16 protein-coding genes, 1 tRNA gene and 1 pseudogene are annotated in these 21,649 nt (G+C 74.5%); 4 read left to right on the top strand and 14 right to left on the bottom strand.

The annotated features are described in order from the left end of the window. Window positions 1-6: 6 nt before the first annotated feature. The 8 genes from EBM89_RS11135 to EBM89_RS22445 form a co-directional block, all read right to left on the bottom strand. Window positions 7-2,433 carry a glycoside hydrolase family 3 C-terminal domain-containing protein gene (locus EBM89_RS11135; RefSeq protein WP_122149496.1) on the bottom strand — a complete coding sequence of 809 codons (2,427 nt, stop codon included), beginning with the start codon at window positions 2,431-2,433 and terminating at the stop codon, window positions 7-9. Between the two features lie 103 nt (window positions 2,434-2,536). Beyond that, window positions 2,537-5,518 (bottom strand): glycoside hydrolase family 3 C-terminal domain-containing protein, encoded by a 2,982-nt coding sequence (locus EBM89_RS11130; RefSeq protein WP_233571681.1) that lies wholly within the window; start codon window positions 5,516-5,518, stop codon window positions 2,537-2,539. An 83-nt stretch (window positions 5,519-5,601) separates the two neighbouring features. Next, a complete protein-coding gene (locus EBM89_RS21245) occupies window positions 5,602-6,021 on the bottom strand; it encodes a hypothetical protein (protein ID WP_158609644.1) in 420 nt (139 codons plus the stop codon). A gap of 109 nt (window positions 6,022-6,130) precedes the next feature. Beyond that, a complete protein-coding gene (locus tag EBM89_RS11120) occupies window positions 6,131-8,518 on the bottom strand; it encodes a glycoside hydrolase family 3 N-terminal domain-containing protein (protein ID WP_233571680.1) in 2,388 nt (795 codons plus the stop codon). 308 nt (window positions 8,519-8,826) lie between these two features. Further along, on the bottom strand, window positions 8,827-10,734 hold the full coding sequence (locus EBM89_RS11115) for an ABC transporter permease (RefSeq protein WP_122149494.1): 1,908 nt from the start codon (window positions 10,732-10,734) through the stop codon (window positions 8,827-8,829). Further along, entirely contained in the window at window positions 10,731-11,498 is a 768-nt protein-coding gene (locus EBM89_RS11110) for an ABC transporter ATP-binding protein (protein WP_122149493.1), read from the bottom strand. Before EBM89_RS11110 ends, EBM89_RS11115 begins: the two co-directional genes overlap by 4 nt. A gap of 142 nt (window positions 11,499-11,640) precedes the next feature. Beyond that, a complete protein-coding gene (locus EBM89_RS11105; RefSeq protein ID WP_122149492.1) occupies window positions 11,641-12,312 on the bottom strand; it encodes a response regulator in 672 nt (223 codons plus the stop codon). Beyond that, window positions 12,309-13,598: a sensor histidine kinase gene (locus tag EBM89_RS22445; protein ID WP_122149491.1), complete on the bottom strand. Its 1,290-nt coding sequence runs from the start codon at window positions 13,596-13,598 to the stop codon at window positions 12,309-12,311. Before EBM89_RS22445 ends, EBM89_RS11105 begins: the two co-directional genes overlap by 4 nt. A gap of 103 nt (window positions 13,599-13,701) precedes the next feature. On the opposite strand from EBM89_RS22445, the gene EBM89_RS11095 reads away from it, so the two are divergent. Further along, window positions 13,702-14,349, top strand: coding sequence for a nucleotidyltransferase domain-containing protein (locus EBM89_RS11095; RefSeq protein WP_122149490.1), 648 nt, complete (start codon window positions 13,702-13,704; stop codon window positions 14,347-14,349). Then, window positions 14,346-14,741, top strand: a complete 396-nt coding sequence (locus EBM89_RS11090; RefSeq protein WP_122149489.1) for a hypothetical protein — start codon at window positions 14,346-14,348, stop codon at window positions 14,739-14,741. Before EBM89_RS11095 ends, EBM89_RS11090 begins: the two co-directional genes overlap by 4 nt. Window positions 14,742-14,815: 74 nt before the next feature. Here EBM89_RS11090 and EBM89_RS11085 read toward each other — a convergent pair. Next, window positions 14,816-14,887: transfer RNA gene (locus EBM89_RS11085), tRNA-Gln, on the bottom strand. Window positions 14,888-15,020: 133 nt separating this feature from the next. On the opposite strand from EBM89_RS11085, the gene EBM89_RS11080 reads away from it, so the two are divergent. Both EBM89_RS11080 and EBM89_RS11075 read left to right on the top strand, forming a co-directional pair. After that, window positions 15,021-15,695: a TetR/AcrR family transcriptional regulator gene (locus EBM89_RS11080; RefSeq protein ID WP_122149503.1), complete on the top strand. Its 675-nt coding sequence runs from the start codon at window positions 15,021-15,023 to the stop codon at window positions 15,693-15,695. Between the two features lie 10 nt (window positions 15,696-15,705). After that, the gene (locus EBM89_RS11075; RefSeq protein ID WP_122149488.1) at window positions 15,706-16,221 is read left to right on the top strand and encodes a MarR family winged helix-turn-helix transcriptional regulator; all 516 of its coding nucleotides are present in this window, start codon (window positions 15,706-15,708) and stop codon (window positions 16,219-16,221) included. A 65-nt stretch (window positions 16,222-16,286) separates the two neighbouring features. On the opposite strand, the gene EBM89_RS11070 is transcribed toward EBM89_RS11075, so the two are convergent. The 5 genes and pseudogenes from EBM89_RS11070 to EBM89_RS11050 all read right to left on the bottom strand — a co-directional run. Further along, the gene (locus tag EBM89_RS11070; RefSeq protein WP_122149487.1) at window positions 16,287-17,444 is read right to left on the bottom strand and encodes an ABC transporter permease; all 1,158 of its coding nucleotides are present in this window, start codon (window positions 17,442-17,444) and stop codon (window positions 16,287-16,289) included. Next, entirely contained in the window at window positions 17,441-18,373 is a 933-nt protein-coding gene (locus EBM89_RS11065) for an ABC transporter ATP-binding protein (protein WP_122149502.1), read from the bottom strand. Before EBM89_RS11065 ends, EBM89_RS11070 begins: the two co-directional genes overlap by 4 nt. A gap of 161 nt (window positions 18,374-18,534) precedes the next feature. After that, a complete protein-coding gene (locus tag EBM89_RS11060) occupies window positions 18,535-19,284 on the bottom strand; it encodes a response regulator (protein ID WP_122149486.1) in 750 nt (249 codons plus the stop codon). Further along, a complete protein-coding gene (locus tag EBM89_RS11055; protein ID WP_233571679.1) occupies window positions 19,281-20,615 on the bottom strand; it encodes a sensor histidine kinase in 1,335 nt (444 codons plus the stop codon). Before EBM89_RS11055 ends, EBM89_RS11060 begins: the two co-directional genes overlap by 4 nt. Before the next feature lie 102 nt (window positions 20,616-20,717). Beyond that, window positions 20,718-21,649 (bottom strand): annotated as a pseudogene (locus EBM89_RS11050) (hypothetical protein); the annotation flags it as partial.

Here is a 21,649-nt window from a genome sequence, read left to right as displayed (position 1 = left end):
GTGAGGTCAGGCGTCGCCGCGCAGCGCGCGGGCCGAGGCCCGGTCGGCGCGGCGGTGGCGCACGAAGCCGCGCGCGGTCGCCCCCGCGCCGGCCAGGAACCGGCCGTTGACGATCCGGACCAGGCCGTCGACCATGTCGGTGCTGACCAGTCCGTTCGTCATCTTGGCGATGGCGCGCAGCGGCATGTTGAGCAGGAACAGGATGTTGAGGTCGGGTGTCCCGCGGCGGTCGGCGCGGTCGCGCCGCCAGGCCAGGACGCGGTACGCCAGGCGTGCGAGCGGCGACCGGGCCTCGGCCATCCGGGACAGCGGGTCGTTGGGGCCGAGCGCCCCCGCCCAGCCGGCGGACGGCAGCGGGCGGCCGAGCAGCGCGGCGAAGTCGGCGTCCGCGACGTCCCGGACGGCGCCCGTGCGGTACGGCGCGGGCACGTCGTCGACCACGGCGGGTGCCCGCCCCGCGACCTCGACCCGGACCGTGAGGCGGGGGTCGTCGACGTGCGCGCCGGCCAGCACCTCCCAGGTCCCGGTCTCGACGGCCCAGCCGCCGGCGGGGACGGACCAGTGCCGGAAGGCCGCGTCGCCGAGCGGGACGGTGACGGTGCGCGACTCCCCCGGCGCGAGCTCGACGCGGGCGAACCCCGCGAGCGTCCGGTCGGGGCGGTGCACGCCCGGGGTCACCCGGCGCACGTACAGCTGGACGACGTCCGCCCCGGCCACCGCGCCGGTGTTGGTCACCGTCACGGTCGCGCCCCCCGCGTCCGCGACGAGGTCGGTGTACCCGAAGGTCGTGTACGACAGCCCGAAGCCGAACGGGAACGCCACCCGCACCCCGGCGGTCGTGTAGTACCGGTAGCCGACGAACAGGCCCTCGCGGTACTCGGCGGTGCGCCCGGTCGCGGGGAACGTGCCCGCCGTCGGGGTGTCGGCCAGCGCCACGGGCATGGTCTCGGCGAGCCGGCCCGCGGGGTTCACGGCGCCCGTGAGGACGTCGAGCATCGCGCCCGCACCGGCCTGGCCGGACAGGTACCCGTGCACCAGGGCACGGCAGTGCCCGAGCCACGGCGTCTCGACGACCCCGCCCCCGGCGAGCACCACCACCACCGCCGGGTTCGCCTCGGCGAGCGCGGCGAGCAGCTCCGTCTGCACGTCGGGCAGCCGCAGGTGCGCGCGGTCGACGCCCTCGGACTCCGCGATCTCCGGCAGGCCGAGGAACAGCAGGACGGCGTCCGCGCCCCGCGCCGCCGCGACCGCCGCGTCGCGCAGCGCGGCGTCGGGCACCCCGTCGCGGCGGAAGCCCCGCACCTGGGCGACGACGTCCAGGTCGGTCTCGCCGATCACGTCCACGACCGCGTCCAGGCGGGTCGGGTTCACGGCGGACGAGCCGGCGCCCTGGTAGCGCGGGGCGAACGCGAAGTCGCCGACCACCGCCACCCGGCTGGCCGGGCGCAGCGGCAGCACCGCGCCGTCGTTCTTCAGCAGCACCGCCGAGCGGGCCGCCGCCTCGCGGGCCAGGGCGTGGTGGGCGTCGTGGTCGACGGGCGGGGCCGGGTCGTCCGCGGGCCGGGCCCGGGCCACCAGCCGCAGCACGTCGGCCGCCCGGGCGTCCAGGTCGGCCGCCGCCAGCCGCCCGCCGGCGACGGCGTCGACGATCTGCCGCGCGGAGTCCAGCCCCGCCGCGGGCATCTCGAGCCCGGCCCCGGCGGCGACGCCGGCGACGACGTCGTTCGACCCGCCCCAGTCGGTGACGACGGCACCGTCGAATCCCCACTCGTCGCGCAGCACCTCGGTGAGCAGGAACCGGTTCTCGTTGGCGTACACCCCGTTGACCAGGTTGTACGAGGTCATGATCGAGCGGGGCCGGGCGGTCTCGACGACGATGCCGAACGCGGTCAGGTAGATCTCCCGCAGCGTGCGCTCGTCGACCACCGAGTCCGAGACCATCCGCCGCAGCTCCTGGGAGTTCGCGGCGTAGTGCTTCGGGCACGCGGCGACGCCCGCGGACTGGATGCCCCGCACCGACGCGGCCGCCATCCGCCCGGTCAGCAGCGGGTCCTCGGAGTAGTACTCGAAGGAGCGGCCGCCCAGCGGGGACCGCTTGATGTTGAGCCCGGGGCCGAGCAGCACGTCCACGCCCTGCGCGGCGGCCTCGGCCCCGAGGGCCGCGCCGACGCGCTCGGCGAGGTCGACGTCCCACGAGCTCGCGACCGCGGCCGCGGTGGGGAAGCACGTCGCGGGCTCCGAGGCGTTCAGCCCCAGGTGGTCCGCGGAGCCGACCTGCTTGCGGACGCCGTGCGGGCCGTCGGCCAGCCACAGCGACCGCACGCCGTGCCTGGGCAGGTCGCGGGTCTCCCAGACCGACTTCCCGACCAGCAGCGCGGCCTTCTCCAGCACGGACAGGTGCTCGACCTGGATCGGCACGGTGTTCTCCTTCACCTCGGGGCGACGTCCTCGTGCCCGGCTTCTGCGTGCGCGTCGGGGGCCCGCGCGTCGGGCCGGTGGTGGTGGGCGCCACCGGCCCGACGCGGGGACCGACCGGCTACGAGCCGGTGCCCGGGCGGCCGGCGCGGACGGGATCCGGCCCGGCAGCGGCGGCGGGTCCGGCCGCGGGTGCCTGACGGTGCCGCAGCACGCGCCGGGTCACCAGGAACCCGCCGGCGAGGACCAGCAGCCCGATGAGGACGGTGCCGCCGATCTGCAGGTACACCCAGGTGGGTGGCGTGTACGTGACGGTGGCGCCCGGGGCCAGCCCGTTCATGGCGTTGGAGTTGGCCACCGTGAACAGGATGTGGTGCGTCGCGGTCCGGATGTCCTGCACCGCCTTGGCCGAGGAGGTGTCGTTGAACGACTTCGACGGCTGGAAGGTCAGGGTCAGGTCCGTGCCCGCGCTGATCCCCTGGTTCGGGTTCATGTACGGGTACAGGTTGAAGTCCGAGATCGCGAAGCCCTCGAAGCCCCACTCGGTGCGCAGCACGTCCGTCATCAGCGCCTCGGAGCCACCGGCCCAGGTCGCGCCGATCCGGTTGAACGAGCTCATCACCGCGGTCGAGCCGACCGTGGTCTCCTCGACGGTGCCGTCGGAGTCGGCGATGTACCGCACGTCCATCGTGATGCCCTTGACGGCCATCTCGAACGGCTTGAGGTAGAGCTCGCGGATCGTCTGCTCGGTCGCCCACGTGGCGATGCCGTTGTTGACCCGGTTGGTCTCCTGGTCGTTCAGCGCGAAGTGCTTGAGCGTCGTGTAGACGCCCTTGGTCGCCGCGCCGTTCGCGACGGCCGTGGCCATCACGCCGGACAGGTACGGGTCCTCCGAGTAGTACTCGAAGTTGCGGCCCGCGAACGGCGAGCGGTGCAGGTTCATCGCCGGCGCGTACCAGCCGTTGATCCCCTTGGAGAGCGCCTCGTCGCCGAGCATCGCGCCCATCCGCGCACCCAGGTCCACGTCCCACGTCTGCGCGATGAGGAACTCGGACGGGTAGGCCACGCCGTTGATCGAGGAGTTGATGAAGGAGGAGAACCCGGCGGGGCCGTCCGGCTCCAGGGTCTGGGGCTTGCCGATCGAGCCGATCGCGGCGGTCTGGTAGGCGCCGTTGAGCAGCATGTCGGTCATGTCGCCGACGCTGAGCGAGTCGAGCAGCTCGGCCCACCGCGGGTCGTCGAACGGCAGGCCGCGCAGGTCGATCAGCGACAGGTCGGTGCCGGCGCCGGTGGTCGGCATCTCGCCGTCGAACTCGGCGGCGGCGGCCTCGTGGTCCCAGGCGGAGAAGCCCGCCGCGACGGCGTCGTCCGCGACCAGCTGGTCCCCGGTCGGCGCGGTCGGGAACGTCCCGGCGAAGTCGGCGCGGGACATCGCCACGATGCCGCCCTCGCCGAACTGGTCCGAGACGTCGTCGAACCGGTTGGTGACCTCGGCGGCGTCGCTCGCGCGGTGGTCCTCGCCGGAGTACACGACGTCGGAGTCGACGGTGTAGGTGATCGGCGCGGTGCCGTCGGCGACGGTGTGCGAGTCGGTCCGCACGGACAGGACGTAGTCGCCCTGCTCCAGGACGTACGCCCGCTCGCCCAGGTGGTCGTAGGACGCCATGTCCTCGACCGGCAGCTCCAGCGTCACGGTCTGGCTCGCGCCCGGCTCGATGACGCCGGTCTTGGCGAAGTCGCCGAGGACGACCTCGGACTTCTCGATGCCGCCCGGGGTGTACGGCGCCGTGTAGTAGAGCTGCACGACGTCCTTGCCCGCGACCTCGCCGGTGTTGGTGACCTCGACGGTCACGGCGACGGTCCCGTCGACGTCGCCCGCCTCGGTGCCGGTCACCTCCCACGCGAAGTCCGTGTAGGACAGGCCGTGGCCGAACGGGTAGACCACGGCCTCGTCGTAGTCGAGGAAGCCCTCGGCGGCGGCGGTCTCGTAGTACCGGTAGCCGATGTAGATGCCCTCGGCGTAGTTCACGAACGGCGCCTCGTCGGTGACGGTCGCGTTCGACGTCGCCGTCTCGACCGCCGACACCGGGTACGAGACCGACAGGTTCTCGTACAGGAACCCGCCGAAGTTCACGTACGTCGGGTCGGCGGTGAAGTCCGCGGCCCACACGTCCGCCGTGCGGCCCGAGGGGTTCACGTCGCCGGACAGGATCCCGCCGAGCGCGTTCAGGCCCGTGGCCCCCGGGGAGCCCGCGAGCAGGATCGCGTCCACGCCCGCGTCGGCCTGCAGGTCGCCGAGCTCCATCGTCGTCGAGGCGTTGATGACGACCACGACCGTGTCGAAGTTCGCCTTCGCGAGCGCGATCAGGTCCTTCTCGTCCTGGTTCAGCTCCAGCTGGTGCTGGCCGGGCACGGCGTTCTCGTCCCACCCGGTCATGTCCTGGGTGAGGTCACCGCCCTCGCCGCCCGGACGCCCCAGGACCACCACGGCGGCGTCCGCGTACTCCGCGAACGACGCGGACTGCGCCTCGTAGCCGTCGACCGGCATCTCGCCGATGTCGTAGGTGGAGATGTCCGGACGGTCCATCTCGATGTGCCCCCGCGGGTTCTCCGCCGCGAACGCCTCGATCGCGCCGTACACGGCGTCGTTGACCTCGAACCCGGCGTTCTCCAGGCCGACCCGCGCGTTCACGGCGGAGTTCGTGTCGACCGAGCCGGAGCCCGAGCCGCCGAACACCGGGTCCGCGGCGGCGCGGCCCAGCATGGTGACCTTCGCGCCCGCCGCGAGCGGCAGGGACGCGGCCTCGTTCTTCGCCAGCACGATGCCGCCGGCGGCGATCTCCTCGACCAGCGCCTCGGCCGCGGCGTCCACCGCGTCGCCGTCCGCGTAGTCGGACGTGTAGTACTCGGTGTCCCAGTCCGCCGACTCCTCGGCGTTGGTGAACTCGTACGTCCCGGAGCCGAGCTGGGACGCGACCCAGCCGCCGGCGACGACCAGGCCCACGTTCGCGACCACGGCGACGGCGGTGACCGTCCCGAGCACGGGGGCCCAGATCCACAGGAACTTCTTGTTCGACATGCGCTTCTTCACGCGGGGGCTCACGGTGTCCTCCTCGGGGACGTCGACGGTGGGGGGCGACCGCCCGGGGCGCGCTCGCCGACGCGCCCCGGGCGATCCGGCCGGTGCTACTCGGTGACCTCGGTGATGGTGCCGTCCTGGTCGATCTGCCAGGTCAGCCCGGTCGCGGCCGAGTCGCCGTCGATGGTGAACTTCCCGCCGTCGATGTTCACGGTGCCCTGGATGCGGTCGGCGGCGTCCGAGAAGGAGTAGGGCACGACGAGCAGCCCGTACTTCACGGTCGGGGCCTGCACGTCGCTCGCCAGCATGATCTGGGCCCAGGAGTCGTCCTCGGCCAGCGCGTCCGCGACGGCCACCCGGGCGTTCTCCAGGTCCTCCGCGATGTCGGACTCCGTGGCGGCCTGCTCCTCGGCGGACGTGCCGGAGCCCGAGCCGCCGTCGTCGCTGCCGCAGGCGGACAGGCCGAGCACGCCCGTCAGGGCGATCGCCAGGGTCAGGCCGGTCGTCAGGGCCGTGGTGCGCTTCATCTCTTCCGTGCTCCTCACTGGGTTGCTGGCCGCGGGCCCACCCCGCGGCCGGTCCGTCGGGGGCTACGGCGGCGTCTGCCGTCGCCGCAGCCCCCGACGGGGTCGCGGATCAGTCCGCGATGACGCCGGACCAGCTCAGGCCGAAGCCGAACAGGTACGCGTTGCCCGCCGAGTCGACGTACGGCTCGGTGTCCTCCTGCACGTCCTCGAGCTGCTTCTCGACCGCGTCCATGGACGCCGGGAAGCCGATCGGGAGGCGACCCTGGGGCTCGTTCAGGCCGATGGCCGTCTCGATGAGCGCCTGGTCGCTGACGCCGAACCCGACGACGATCGCGTCGGACGCGGCCTCGAACTCGGCCGGGACCGTCGGGTTCTTCGCCCGCAGCACCGTGACCACCGGGATGTCCTCGCCCGAGGCCTCGACCGCCGCCACGGCCCGCTCGAACGCGTCGAGGTCCGACTCGTTCGCGGTGCGCGAGGTGTTGCCGAAGTAGGACCGGTTCTCCTGCGTGCCGTCGGGGAGGATGTCCCCCGAGATCGATGTGCGCCGCACGTGCTCGCCGTCCGCCGTGTAGGGGCGGTACTGCAGCGACAGCGGGTACCACTCACCGGTCTCGGTGTCGTGGCCCGAGTTCGCGAACACCGCGCCGCTGTTCGGGCTGTCCATGCCGACGAGCACCAGGTCCACGTCCGCCAGGTCGGGGGCGGTGTAGCTCGTGACCTTGCCGTCCGCGTCCTCGACCGCCTCGTCCGTGACGACCGTCCCGAAGTACTGCTCCGCGACCTCGACCGTCAGGCCGGGGCCCTCGGTGTACTCGCCCGGGCCGAACAGCCCCGCCTGGCCGGTGTCGTAGTTGCGCGGGATGTAGACGGTCTTGTCCTTCCAGGCCGCCGCGTCGGACTCCGCGACGGTCTCGCCGTCGTTCTTCAGCATCACGATCGAGTCGAGCTGCGCCCGGTAGCCGGCATCGAGCTTGTCCTGGCTCGCGACGACCGCCTGCGACTCCTCGAGGTCGAGGAACGCGTCCTCGTACAGGCCCGCCTGGAACAGCATCGTCAGCACGCGCGTGGCGGTCTCGGCGAACCGGGTGTCCGCGTCGACGTCGTTGACGCCGGCCTCGAAGTCCGCCTGCCACATGTCGTACGCCGCGAGCACCGGGGCGACCGCGTTGTTGCCGCCGAACATGTCGACGCCGTTCTTCAGGATCGCGTAGTGCCGCTCCTCGACCGTCAGGTCGTCGGCGCCCCACGAGGTGCCGATCAGCGCGTCGGGGTCGGTGGTCCCGCCGGCCGTGACGCCCCAGTCGGTGACGACCACGCCGGTGAAGTTCTCCCGCAGCAGGCCGGTGCGCGCCGAGTCGTACGCGGAGCCCATCCGGTCGCCGCCCAGCAGCGGCTGGCCCTCGCCGTCGAGCGCGACGGAGTACGCCGTCATGACCGCGGCGGAGTCCATCACCCCGAGGAAGACCTCGGCGTGCGCGTCGAAGTTGTCCCCCGGGTAGACGCCGTACTTGCCGGCCTCCGTGTGCGACTCGCGACCGCCCTCGCCCGGGCCGTCACCCGCCCAGTGCTTGATCATCGCGTTCACCGACTCGGAACCCCAGCCGTCCTCGCCCGGCGTGGACTGGAAGCCCTCGACGTACGCCTTGGCCATCTCGCTCGCCAGCTCGACGTTCTCGCCGAACGTGCCGTCGACGCGCAGCCAGCGCGGGTCGGTCGCCAGGTCGATCTGCGGGCTCAGCGCCGTCCCGATGCCCAGCGCGCGGTACTCCGCCGACACCGTCGTCGCGAACTCGGACATCGTCTCGGTGTCGAAGGTCGCCGCGAGTCCCAGGTTGGACGGCCAGCGCGAGATGTCGCCGGACGCGTTGTAGTTGCCGCCGCTCTCCGCGGTGGACCGGGGGTCGGACGAGAAGTTCACCGGCACGTACGGCTCGTCGTCCGTCGCCAGCTCCTCGGCGTAGGCCTGCAGCTGGTTCGCCCACGTGACGTTCGCGTCCACGTCGTTCGGACCCGCGTTCAGCACGTTGCGCAGCCGCGACTCCGACATGTACTCCTGCTGCGCGTCCGTCAGGCCGTCCGCCGGGGACCGCTCGTGGGAGGAGAACAGCATCAGACCGGCGATCTGCTCGGTCGACAGCTGCGCCGCCAGGTCCGCCGCCCGGACCTCCGGGTCCTCGCGCCAGTCCTCCCACACGGCCAGCTCGCCGTCGCCGTTCATGTCCTTGAACGCGTAGGTGGCGCCGTCGATCTCCTGCTCGATCAGCTCGATCCCGGAGTCCGCGCCGTAGGACAGCACCGGCCCGTCGCCGGGGTTGGTGACGACGGTGAACGTCGTCTTGCCGTCGGTGACCTCACGCGTGGTGTAGCTGCCGCTGGTGTCGTCGCTGCTCTCGTCCGCGCCCGAGCAGGCCGTCAGGGCCAGCAGCGCGAGCCCGGCGACCGCCGCCGTGCCTGTGACGTACCGCGACCTGCCGTCGCGCCGTCTCGTCGTCATCATTGACCTTCCTCCGTCTAGCGGCCCTGCCCCGCGCGCCCGGCGACCCGCCCCGGCACTGGGACGGACGTGGAGGCACGCGCGCGGCGCAGCGCACCGGCGATGTGTCGCTCCCCCGCGGGACGTCGTCGGTCCGATGAGGTCGCGAGGCCGACGCTAGGAGCGGTGCCGGCCGCGGAGACCGGTGCGCGGGTAGGCCGTCGTCGGTGGCGGATAACCGGTCGGCGAGGTCACGGGACGGTCACGGCGGGGGTGCGTCCCGCGCGACGGCGCAGGCGGCCGCGCGCGGGACGACAGGCCGGTGGTGGTCAGGCCGCGCGCGTGCTCGCCGTCGCGCGGACCGCCGCCGCCACCGGCAGCGTGAGGCCGATCAGCGCGACGACGACCACCAGACCGCCGAGCACGACCGGGTCGACGACCGGGAGCGGCACGCGGAGCAGCCCCTGCCCGACGCCGAGCAGCGCCGGGAGCACGCACGCGGCCCCGACCAGCAGCGCCGTCGCGGTGGTGAGCACGGACTCGACCGCGACCACCCGCAGCAGCTGGCGCCGGGTGGCGCCGGTGCGGTGCAGCAGCGCGAGCTCAGCTCGCCGGGTGCCGACGAGGTTGACCAGCGTGGTGCCGGCCGCGACCGCGACGAACGCCAGCAGCGCGAGCAGCAGCGCGGTGGACAGTCCCTGCTGCCCGGCGGCGGCCTCCCGGACGGAGCCGGCGTAGCCGTCGACATCGGTCGCGCCGAGGCCGGTCGCCGCGACCGCCTCCGCGAGCGCCGCGTCGTCCGTCCCGGGGGCCGCGGTGACCAGCAGCACGGCGTCGGTCGCCGCGTCCGCGAGCGCCGTCCCGTCGCCGACGAGGTACTCCCCGAGCCCGAGCCCGCGCTCGTACACCGCGACCACCCGGAACTCGGTCTGCTCCCCGCCCGTCCGGATGTCGACCGGGTCCCCGACGCCCACCATCCCGGTCAGCGCGGTCTCCCGGCTGATCGCGACGGTGCCGTCGGCGGCGAGGTCGGCGAGCGACCCCGACCGGACGTCCGCGTCCACGAGCCCGGCGTCGGCGGGCACGGTGCGCAGCGTCGTCGGCTCCCAGGCCAGCCCGCCCAGCACCGGCACGTCGGCGTCCTCGCGGTCGAGGCGGACCTGCGCGGGCACCAGCCCGGTCCGGCCGGAGGCGGCGACCCCCGGCAGCGCGGCGACGGCGGTCGCCTCGGCCGCGGTGACGCCGTCGGGCGCCTGCGCGACGAGGTCCGCGGTGATCGCCTGCCGGACCTGCTCGCCGGTCGCGTCCACCACGGCGCGGTTCACCCCCGACTGCACGGTGCCCAGCGCGAGCAGCAGCGCGAGCGGGATCACCGCGCCGGTGAGCCGGCGGGAGAAGCCGCGCGCGTTCGCCAGCGCGAGCGTCGGCACCGCACCGCCGCGCCCACCCAGCAGCGCGAGCCCGCGCTCCGCGACCCGGCGGACGAGCACCGGACCGAGCAGCGCCGCCGCGACCAGGAGCAGCAGCGCCGACGTCGTCGCGGCGGCGCTGCCCAGCAGCCCGGGTACGACGAACGGCGTCCCGGCCGCGAGCAGCCCCACCGCGCCCAGCCCGAGGGCGACGGCCCGCCGCACCGACCCGATCCCCGCGGGCTCCACCGCGGACCGCTGCACGGCGCTCGCCGGGCTGAGCCGGGCGCTCTCCCGGCCCGCCAGGCGCGCGCCGAGCAGCGCGGTCGGGACGAGCAGGGCCAGCGCCGCGAGCACCGGCCACGGCGACAGCGCCGGCGCGAACCCCGCCGGGGCGATCCCGCCGTCCACGAGCACCCCGGTCAGCAGCGGCGCGAGCAGCAGCCCCGGGACCGCACCGACCGGTGCGGTGACGGCGAACACCAGCAGGACCTCGGCCGTGATCGCGTTCCGCACCTGGGCCGTCGTCGCCCCCACGGCGCGCAGCAGCGCGAACTCCCGCGCCCGCGGCCGCAGCGCGCCCGCGAACGTCGAGGCGACGACGAACAGCGCGATCAGCACCGCCGTCCCCGCGAACGACGACGCCACCGTGATCAGCAGCGACGCCGCCGGGTCGTCGGAGGACGCCGCGAGCCGCAGCCCCGCCTCCACCCACACCCCCGTCGCCGTGAGCAGCGCGGCCGCGAGCGCCGCCACCAGGGCGCTGCCCGCGAGCGCCCCGCGGTGCGCACGCACCGCCGCCCGCGCGGACGTCCACACGGCGCTCACCGGCCCAGGCCCGTCATCCGGGCCGTGACCTGCTCGGCCGTCGGCGCGTCCAGGTGCCCGGCCAGGCGGCCGTCCGCGAGGAACAGCACCCGGTCCGCCGTCGCCGCGACGTGCGCGTCGTGCGTCACCAGCACCAGCGTCTGCCGCAGCGTCGCCGCCGCGTCGCGCAGCACGTCCAGCACCTGCGCACCCGTGCGGGAGTCCAGCGCCCCGGTCGGCTCGTCCGCGAACACCACGGCCGGGCGGGTGATGAGCGCCCGCGCGATGGCGACGCGCTGCGCCTGCCCGCCCGACAGCTCGCCCGGCAGCCGGTCCTCCATGCCCTCCAGCCCGACGGCCGCCATCAGGTAGCGCCGCAGGTGGGCGTCCGGCTCCCGGCCGCCGAGCAGCAGCGGCAGCGCGATGTTCTCGGCGACCGTCAGGTGCCCCACCAGGTTGTACGCCTGGAACACGAAGCCGATGCGCTCGCGCCGCAGCCGCGTCACCGCGTCCGGGTGCATCCCCGTCAGGTCGGTCCCGCCGATCACGACCCGGCCCGACGTCGGGACGTCCAGGCCCGCCGCGCAGTTCAGCAGCGTCGACTTGCCCGACCCCGACGGCCCCATCACCGCCGTGGACGACCCCGGCGCCAGGGCCAGGGAGACGCCGTCCAGCGCCGCGACCGTGCCGCCGCCGTTCGGGTACGTGCGCCGGACCTGCTCCAGCAGGACCGCCGGGGGTGCGGCCGTCGCGGGCCGCTGCGGGATCTCGGTCGGGGACGTCATGGCGTGCTCCTCGGGGTCGGGGGACGGTGCTCCGTCCTGCTCCCTCGACGCTAGGAATCCGGGGCCCGCGCCCTCCAGCCGCCTCCGGCGGAACCTGGCGGCCTGCATCCTCCGGTGCAAGCACCCCGCCGCGGGACCGACCTCAGTCCGGGTCCGGGACCTCGACCACCCGGTTCTGGTACGCCCACACGACCGCCTGCAGCCGCGACCGCACCCCGAGCTTCGGCATCATCCGCGCGAGGTGCGACTTCACCGTGGCCACCTCGACCACCAGCGCGGCGGCGATCTCCTCGTTCGACATCCCCTGCGCGAGCAGCAGCAGGATGTCCCGCTCCCGCGCCGTGAGCACGTCCGCGCCGCGCCGCAGGGTCACGGGCTGCAACCGGCGGCGGTCCGCGAACTCCCGCAGCACCCGGTGCGTGAGCGCCTGGTCCAGCGTCCCCCGCCCGGACGCGACCTGCCGGACCGCGCGGACGATCTCGTCGGGCTCGGCGTCCTTCAGCAGGAACCCCGACGCCCCGGCCTCGAGCGCCCCGAACACGTAGTCGTCCAGGTCGAACGTCGTCAGCACCAGCACCGGCACCGGGTCCGCGACGTCCGGGCCGCACAGCTCGCGGGCGACGCTGATCCCGTCGCGGCCCGGCATCCGGATGTCCAGGCAGACCACGTCCGGTGCGGTGCTGCGGGCCAGCGCCACCGCCTCGTCCCCGTCGGCGGCCGTCCCGACGACCTCGATGTCCGGCTCCGCACCGAGCAGGCCGGACAGCCCGGCGCGCACCAGCGGCTGGTCGTCGGCGACGAGCACCCGGATCACGAGGCACCTCCCTGGTCGTGGCCGCTGGGCGTCGGGTCGCGCGGGACGCGGAGGACGACCTCCCAGCCGCCGTCCGGCGTCGGGCCGTGCCGCAGGTCCGCGCCCACGAGGTCGGCGCGCTCCCGCATCCCCCGCAGGCCGTGGCCCCCACCCGGCGATGTCGGCGCGGTCGCCCCGGCGGGTGCGGCCTCGTTCCGGACGGTCACGACGACCGCGTCGTCCGCGCTGTCGTCCACGGTGACCGCGCACCGCGCACCTGGCGCGTGCGTGCGGGCGTTCGCCAGCGCCTCCTGGACCATCCGGTACGCGGTGAGCTGGGCGAGCGGGCCCACGCCACCGCCGAGCACGGCCCCTTCCGGTGCACCCACGACGTGGAGCGTCGCGACGCCGCCCGCCGCAGGCGCCGCCACCAGGTCCCGGACCGCCGCCAACGTCGGCGCGTCGGTCTCGGCGCCGTCGTCCTCCCGGAGCAGCCCCACCAGACGGCGCAGGTCGGTCAGCACCACGCGGCTCTGGTCCCGGACCTGCCGGACCGACGCGCGCGCCGCGTCCGGGTCGGTGGTGATCTGCCGGTCGATCGCCGAGGCCATCAGGGCGATGCCCGACAGGTGGTGCGCGGCGATGTCGTGCAGCTCGCGCGCCATCGCCGTCCGCTGCGTCGCCAGCGCCGCCTGCACCCGCGCCTCCTGCTCGCCGCGCAGCGCCCGGACCTCCCCGGCCTGCGCGTCCCGCACCGCCCGCCGCCCCGCGACGACCAGCGCCGGGACCAGCCCGACCAGCACCACGACGACGCCCTGCGTCAGCGCGGACCCGACCAGCACCGGACCGTCGGGCGGCTCGGGCGCGAGAGCCACATCGACGCCCGACCCGGCCGCCACCAGCAGCACGACCGCGACCAGCGCCGCGCGCAGCCGCGCCACCCGCACCACCACCGCGGTCCGGTAGACGACGACCACGACCGCCAGCGTCAGCACCCCCGACGCGGCACCCGGCGGCAGCGGGGCGACCGCCAGCACGACGGCACCCACCACCAGCAGCGCCAACCGCGGCAGCACCCGCGCCCACGCGACCGACCCCGCCTGCACGGCGAGAGCCCCGACGACCAGCCACCAGCGGACCCCGCCGAGCGGCGGGACGTCGACGACCTCGGTCGGGTCCAGGGCGCTCAGGGGCGGCAGCGCCAGCAGGCCCGCGACGGCGAGACCGACGGTGACACCCGCCGCGACCACGTCCGCGCGGGCCGGGCGGGGCCGCGTGGGGGCGGCGGGCGGGGGCGTCACGGACACGTCGGGCATCGTCCCACGCGCCTGCGACGAGCGCGCACGATCATGGGCGATCGGCTATCAAAGTACGCGACCGCGTACTAAAGTACGTAGTCGAGGAGGCCCCATGGACGCGACCCACCCGCTCGCCGTGATCACACCGACCTTGGACGGCGACGTCCTGAATCACCTCGCGCTCACGCAGGCCGCGTTCACGCCGGGCCAGCTGACGCGTCTGCTGCCGAAGGCCTCGGTCGAGGGCGTCCGCAAGGTCCTCAACCGGCTCGCGAAGCAAGGCATCGTGACCGCCACCCGGGTGGGTAACGCCGCGATGATGTACGAGCTCAACCGCGAGCACCTGGGCGCTGATGCCGTGATCGCACTCGCCAACCAAGCGCGCACCCTGCGCGACCGCATCGCGACATGCCTCACGGCGTGGGAGCACCCACCCGTCTACGCGGCGCTCTTCGGCTCCTGGAGTCGAGGGGCCGCCACCGCCGAGTCAGACGTCGATCTCTTCCTCGTGCGTCCCGACGACGCCGACGACGACACCTGGACCGGGCAGGTGGACTCGCTCCAGCACCTGGTCGCGAGGTGGACCGGCAACGACGCCCGGCCGTTCGTCATCGACGAGCACGACCTCCCGGAGCGTGGCGCGGAGCCGGTCCTCAGGTCGATCCGTAGCGAAGGACTGACGATGTACGGCGACCCACGATGGTTGCATCGGCGGATCAAGCCGCATGTGCTCACCAGGCGCCGGGCGGAGGCAGGATGACGACGAGGCGGGCGGAACCCGCAGTCCGCGACGGACGACTCGCGAAAGCCCACCAGTTCGCCTCCGTCGCGCAGGACGTGCTCGCGCTGGCGGACGAGGCCCAGGACATCGCCGACGCATTCGTCACCCTGGCGGTGCACGCCGGCATCGCAGCCTCGGACGTCATCTGCTGCGCGCGCCTCGGCGTCTACCACCAGGGCGACCGTCACGAGGATGCGGTCGCGTTGCTGAGAACCGCCGACGCCGAGGCGGCGCGCGCGCTCAGCGCCCTGCTCCGGATGAAGACACTCGCGGGGTACTCGTACTCGCCGGTGTCCGGTCAGAAGCGGCTCCAGGCCGAGCGGGCCATGGAGACACTGGTCGCCACCGCCAACGCGCTTCCGGCCCCGTGACCACGCGTCTGCGCGACGATGCGCGGGAGACGCCGTGGAACACCTCACGCGCGGCGGGTCTGCGCTGCGCTCTGCTCCGCCCCCAGGATTCGAACCCGGACCTCAAGGCTCCAAAGGCCTGCGTGCTGCCGTTACACCAGGGCGGACCGCGGGTCCGGTCTCGCCGGTCCCGCGCCGGTCGCCAGTCTGCCAGGCCGGGCGCTCCCCCGAGGACGGGTGGCCTGAGAGGATGGCCCGATGACCGCCGAGCCGCGCCGCACCCGGACCACCCGCGCCCGCATGACGGCGCACCAGCGGCGCGAGCAGCTCCTGGACGTCAGCCGCCGCCTGTTCGCCGAGAAGGGCTTCGAGCAGACGTCGGTGGAGGAGATCGCGGCGCGCGCCGAGGTGTCGAAGCCGGTGGTGTACGAGCACTTCGGGGGCAAGGAGGGCATCTACGCGGTCATCGTCGACCGGGAGGTGCAGGCCCTGACGGGGGCGCTGTCGGGGGCGCTGGACGAGGGCGGGCACCCGAAGGTCATGGTGGAGCGCTCGGCGCTGGCGCTGCTGGACTACATCGAGACGTCGGAGGACGGCTTCCGGATCCTGGTCCGGGACTCGCCGGTGGCCCAGGCGACGGGCACGTTCTCCAGCCTGATCGGCGACGTGGCGACGCAGGTCGAGCACCTGCTGGCGGCGCAGTTCAAGAAGCAGCACCTCGACCCCCGCACCGCGCCGATCTACGCGCAGATGCTGGTGGGGATGGTCGCGCTGACGGGGCAGCACTGGCTGGACGCCCGCAGCCCGAAGAAGGCGGACGTCGCGGCGGCGCTGGTGAACCTGGCGTGGAACGGCTTGTCGGGCATGGAGCGTCGCCCCCGGCTGACGTCGGCGGCCCCGGTGAAGCGGCGGGCGGCGAAGGGCGACACGGAGGCCGTCGGCGGCCTCCCGAAGGACGGCACCCCGGTCGAGTAGCCTCGCCCGCATGTCAGCCGCTCCCCCGTCCGGTCCGCGCGACGAGGTCGACCGGATCGTCGACGCGTGGGCGCGCGAGCGCCCGGACCTGGACGTCGCGCCGCTGTCGGTGCTGTCCCGGGTGACGCGGTTGTCCCGGCACCTGGACCTGGCGCGGCGGCAGGCCTTCGCCCGGCACGGGTTGGAGCCGTGGGAGTTCGACGTGCTGTCGGCGCTGCGCCGCGCGGGCGCGCCGTACCGGATGTCGCCCGGTGCGCTGCTGACGCAGACCCTGGTGACGAGCGGGACGATGACGAACCGCATCGACCGGCTCGCGTCGCGGGCGCTGGTGGAGCGGTTGCCGTCGCCGGACGACCGGCGCGGGGTGCTGGTCAGCCTCACCGAGGAGGGCCGGACCCGGGTCGACGCGGCGATGTCGACGCTGCTGGACGTGGAGCGCGCCCTGCTGGACACCCTCGGCACGGCCGAGCGCGAGCGGCTGGCGGACCTGCTGCGCACCCTGGTCGCCCCGTTCGACACCCCCTGAACCACCCCGCACACGCAGACGCCCGCGGCACCCCCCTCCCGGGTGCCGCGGGCGTCGTCCGTGGGTCAGGACGCCTTGGAGAGCGCCTCCGACAGCGTGACCCGGCGACCGGTGCGCAGGACCGACCGCGAGTAGATGCGCGCCCCGATCGCGGTGACCAGCAGGGCGGAGCCGGCGAGGATCACCAGGGAGAGCAGCGGCTCCCACCACTCGGCGGTGCCGAGGAACAGCCGGACGGGCATCCCGACCGCGGCGCTGAACGGCACGTAGGACATGATCGTCAGGACCAGGTCGTTGTCGTTGAAGAAGATGACCGCGAAGTACGGGATCATCACCAGCATGATCACCGGCATCAGCACGGAGCCGGTGTCCTCGATGCGGGAGACCAGCGACGCCGCGGACGCGAATAGCGCGGCCAGCAGGATGAACCCCACGAGGAAGAACAGCACGAACCAGGCGACCGGCGCCCCGACGAGGCCGAGCAGCTCGTCCTGGCCGGTCAGCACGAGGCCGAGGACGGCGACCGCGGCGATCGCGGCGATCTGGCCGACGGCCAGCACGGTGTTGCCGAGGATCTTGCCCGCGAGCAGCGCCCGCGGCGGCACGGTGGACAGCAGGATCTCGACGATGCGGGACTGCTTCTCCTGCACGGTGTTCTGGGCGATCTGACCGCCGAACGAGGAGGCGGCGAACAGGAACACCGCGCCGAACAGCAGGGACACCAGGTAGCGCACGCCCTCGCTGGTGTCGGCCTCCTCGAGCAGCTCGACGGGCGGGGTCACCGCGAGCGCGGAGAGCACGCTGTCGGGCGCGGAGTCGAGGCCCACGACGACGACGCCGAGCGGGTTGTCGGCGGACGTGTCGGGCAGCAGGGCCGCCGAGACCTCCTCCGACTCCACCAGGGCGCGGGCGGCGTCGGCGTCGGCGGCCTCGACGGCCTCCAGGCCCTCGACGTCCGCGATCACCGCGGCGGTCTCCGGGACGACGGCCACCTGGGTGTCGCCGCCGCCGATCCGGTCGCCGAGCACCGAGCTGAGGATGATCCCGCCGAGCACCAGCGCCAGCATGACGATGGTGGAGACGATGAAGGACTTGGTGCGCAGCTGGGAGAAGATCTCCCGCTCCGCGACCATCAGCGTCGCCTGCGCCGTGCCCGGGATGGCGGGCCGGGTGGAGGTCGTGCTGCTGGGCGTGGTGGGCAGCATCGGGGTGCGGCGGCTCATCGCACGGTCTCCTTCGGGGTCGTGGTGGTCTCGTCGTGGCGCTGCTCGTCGGTGACGATGTCGCGGAAGATCTCCGCGAGGCGCGGCCGCACGGGGGCGAACTGCGTGACGGGGGCGGCGTCCAGCGCGGCGCGCAGCACCCGCTGGGCGGTGGCCTCGTCGGCGTCGAACAGCGCGTACCCGCCGTCGAACTCCACGACCTGCACACCCGGCTCAGTCCGCAGCCAGCCCATGTCGCCGCCCGAGGCGATCTCGTAGCGCGGCGCGGCGTACTGCTGGCGCAGGGCCTCCTTCTCGCCCGAGGCGCGGATCTTCCCGCCGGCGATGACGACGACGTCGTCGCACAGCCGCTCGACCACGTCGAGCTGGTGGGAGGAGAACAGCACCGGCGCACCCTTGGCCGCGTGCTCGGACAGCACGCCGAGGACGACGTCGACCGCCATCGGGTCGAGCCCGGAGAACGGCTCGTCGAGGATCAGGACCTCGGGGTCGTGCACGAGCGCGGCGGCGATCTGCGCCCGCTGCTGGTTGCCGAGCGACAGGTCGTCGACCGGGCTGTCGAGCCGCTCGCCGAGGCCGAGCTTCTCCAGCAGGTCGCGGGCCCGCTCGGTGGCGGAGCGCCGGTCGTAGCCGTGCAGCCGCGCCAGGTAGGCGATCTGGTCGAGCACGTGCATCTTCGGGTACAGCCCACGCTCCTCCGGCATGTAGCCGAACGCGCGCCGCTCGTGGTCGCCCAGCGGGTTCCCGTCCAGGGTGATGGTCCCGGAGTCCGCCGAGAGCACCCCGAGGATGATGCGCATCGTCGTGGTCTTGCCGGCGCCGTTGCCGCCGACGAACCCGGTGAGCTTGCCGCGCTCCACCGAGAAGCCCACGTCGTCGAGCACCAGCCGGTCCCCGAAGGACCGGTGGATGCCGTCCAGTCGCAGCATCGTCATCTCCCCACATCTGTCGTCCCGGACGGGTTCGTCCGCTGACCACCACGCTAGGAGAAGCGCCCCCACCTGCACCTCGGCCGCGGGACGGAACCTGCGGTCCGTGCGTGCCTCCGCCCCGGGACGGAGGTCCCCCACCCGCGGGCGGGGACCCCGCGTCAGTCGGTGAGGCCGTGCTCGAAGGCGTAGACGACGGCCTGCACCCGGTCGCGGAGCCCCAGCTTGGTCAGGACGCTGGACACGTGGGTCTTCACGGTCGCGCGGCCGAGCACGAGCTCGCCGGCGATCTCGTCGTTGCTCAGCCCCCGGGCGACCAGGCGCAGCACCTCGAGCTCGCGCTCGGTCAGCCCCGAGGCGGAGGCGGCCGCGGCGTCGGGACCGGTCCCCGGCACGCCGACGGCACCGGGGGCGGCGTCCGGGGCGACGGTCATCGCCCGGGCGATCACGGACCGGGTGACCTCGGGCGAGAGCAGCGCGTCCCCGGCGGCGACGGCGCGCACGGCGTCCGCGAGCTGCTCGGGCCGGGAGTTCTTCAGCAGGAACCCGGCGGCGCCCGCCTGCAGCGACTCCAGCAGGTAGTCGTCGCGGTTGAACGTCGTGAGCACGAGCACCGCGGCGGTGATCGTGGGGTCGGCGGTGATCTGCCGCGTCGCCTCCAGGCCGTCCGTGCCGGGCATCTGGACGTCCATGCACACGACGTCGGGCGCGAGCGAGCGCGCGAGGGCGACGGCCTCGGCCCCGTCCCCGGCCTGGCCGACGACCTCGATGTCCGGGGACGCGCCCAGGATCGTCGCGAGCCCGGCGCGCAGCAGCGCCTGGTCGTCCGCGAGCACCACCCGCACCGGGCGGTCGGGCCCGAACGGCACCACCCCCGTGGTGTCCTGCTCGTCCGTCGTCGGCCCCGTCATCGTGCTCCTCCCGTCCGCGGCGCGAGCGGCACCCGTGCCCGCACCAGATACCCGCCGCGCCCGCGCGCGCCGGTCTCGAGCGTGCCGCCGTCCGCGGCGACCCGCTCCTGCATCCCGACGAGGCCGAGCCCGCCGGACGTCATCCGCACCCGGCGGCCGCTGGTGCCGTCGTTCGCGACCTCGAGCTCCACGGCGCCGTCGTCGTACCGCAGCCGGACGTCCACCTGGGCGTCGACCCCCGCGTGCTTGCGCACGTTGGTCAGCGCCTCCTGGCAGATCCGGTACAGGTTCAGCGAGGTGAGCGGGGGCACCCGCACGGGCGTCCCGACCACCTGGTACCGCGCACGCAGCCCGCCCGCGGCGGCCTGCTCGACGAGGTCGGGCAGCCGGTCGACCCCCAGCGAGCCGACCGGGGTGTCGGACTCGGCCTCCTCGCCGGTGTGCCGCAGCGTGCGCAGCAGCCCGTGCAGCTCGTCCACGGCCTCCCGTGCGGAGTCCTCGACCTGCTCCAGCGCGGCAGCGGCCTGCTGCGGGTCCGCGCCGAGCACGACCCGGGCGGCGGCGGCCTGCACGCCCATCATCGACACGTGGTGCGCGACGGCGTCGTGCAGCTCGCGCGCCAGGCGGAGCCGCTCGATGGCGACGGCCTGCTCCTCGACGCGGCGCCGCTCGCCCACGAGCTGCCGCCCGCGCCAGTCGGTGCGGGCGCGCTCGCGCGCGGCGTTCCACGCGTGCTCGCCGAACCACCAGGACCCCGCGAAGTACAGGATGTTGGTGAGCAGCTGGATCAGCAGGTACGCGACGAGCGGCGAGAACGCCCCGGCGTTGGAGAACCCCTCGATGCCCTCGGGGTCGGTGACCGCCTGGAACATCGCGATCAGCAGCCACACGAACATCGCCAGCACGACACCCGCGCGCACCCAGAACGCCCGGGCCCGGCTCGTCTCCCACGCGCCCACCGAGTACAGCGCCATGAACAGGGCGATGTTGGCGAACAGCGTCTCGGGGACCCGCGCCTCGCCGAGCACCACGAAGGCCGCCGCGACGACCAGCGCGACCGCGGCCGGCCACCGGCGGCGCAGCGCCAGCGGCAGGGTCAGCGCGCACAGCACCAGCACCGACAGCCAGCCCGGGGCGGGGTCCTCGTACATCCCCGCGGTCCGGCCGAGCGCGAGGCTCAGCACGCCGCCGATCAGCAGGCCGACGGCGAGCAGCAGGTCCACCCGCCGCTGGTCGGGGGTGATCGGCGCGCGCCGCCAGCCGGGCGCGTCGGGGTCCGCGAGGAGCGCGGCCCCGGTCGGACCGGCGGCGGCAGGGTCGGGTCGCAGCACGCCCCCACCGTAGGGGACAAAGGGGACGCACAGCCGGGGCGTCCGCCCTGGTCGCCGGGCCGGGCGTGGGCCAGGTCGGTCGGGCGGGCGGGGGTCGGCCGGTCAGCGGGTGATGGTGACGCCTCCGGCGGGGACGTCGACGGGCGCGCCCGCGGCCACGCGCACGGTCCGGTCCGGGACGCCGTCCGACCGGTACGCCGCACCCCGTCCGGCCGCGAGCGCCGGGACCCGCACGGCCCGGGCGGTCGACCCGGCGTAGAGCACGGCGTCGTCCCCGGTCGTGGTCCACCGGGCCGTCGCCACCGCCGGGCGCACCAGCAGGGCGTCCAGACGCAGCGGCCCGCCCCGTGCGGTGCACCGCACGGTCACCGTCGCCGCCCCGTCGGGCAGCGGGTGGTCCAGCAGCTGCGGCACCAGGCTCCCCGGGACCTCGGTCAGCCCCGGTGCGCCGGTGCCGCCGTTCTGGGTGCGGCCGAGCCGGGCGCCGCCGACCACCTCCCAGTCGGCCTCCCCGGACGGCTCGGCGGTGCGCCAGACCAGCGGCAGCGCCCACCCGCCCAGCCCGTCGGGCGTCGCGGGGACCTCGAGCTCGACCCACCCGCCGTCCGGCACCGCCACGTACCCGCCGCCCACGAGGTTGCCCTCGCCGGTCCACGCACCCTCGGCCGGCCGGACCACCGTGCACCCGGGGCCGAGCCGCCCGCCCTCGGCGTCGAGCACGCGCAGCCCGTCGAAGGCCGCCAGCCCGGTGATCCCCCGGGCCACCGCCGCGACGTCCGGCCGGGCGTCGAGCAGCAGCATGGTCAGCAGCCCGTGGATCGTGGACTCCGCGCCGGAGTTCCGGTTGACCCGCCCGTCGGTCTCGACGCCGTCGGCCGTGACGCCGGTCGCCGGGTCGTACACCGGCACCCCGGCGGTGTTCGCGCCGAAGAACCACCCGGCGGCCAGCCCGCCCAGCACCCGCAGCCCGGCACCGCCGCCCGCGTCGGCGGCCGCGAGCGCCGCGGCGACCCGGCCGTGCGCGCCGTAGGCGA

It is taken from the genome of Cellulomonas triticagri, from assembly GCF_003696205.1.
GTDB lineage: Bacteria > Actinomycetota > Actinomycetes > Actinomycetales > Cellulomonadaceae > Cellulomonas > Cellulomonas triticagri.
This window is presented reverse-complemented; position numbering and strand designations above follow the sequence as displayed.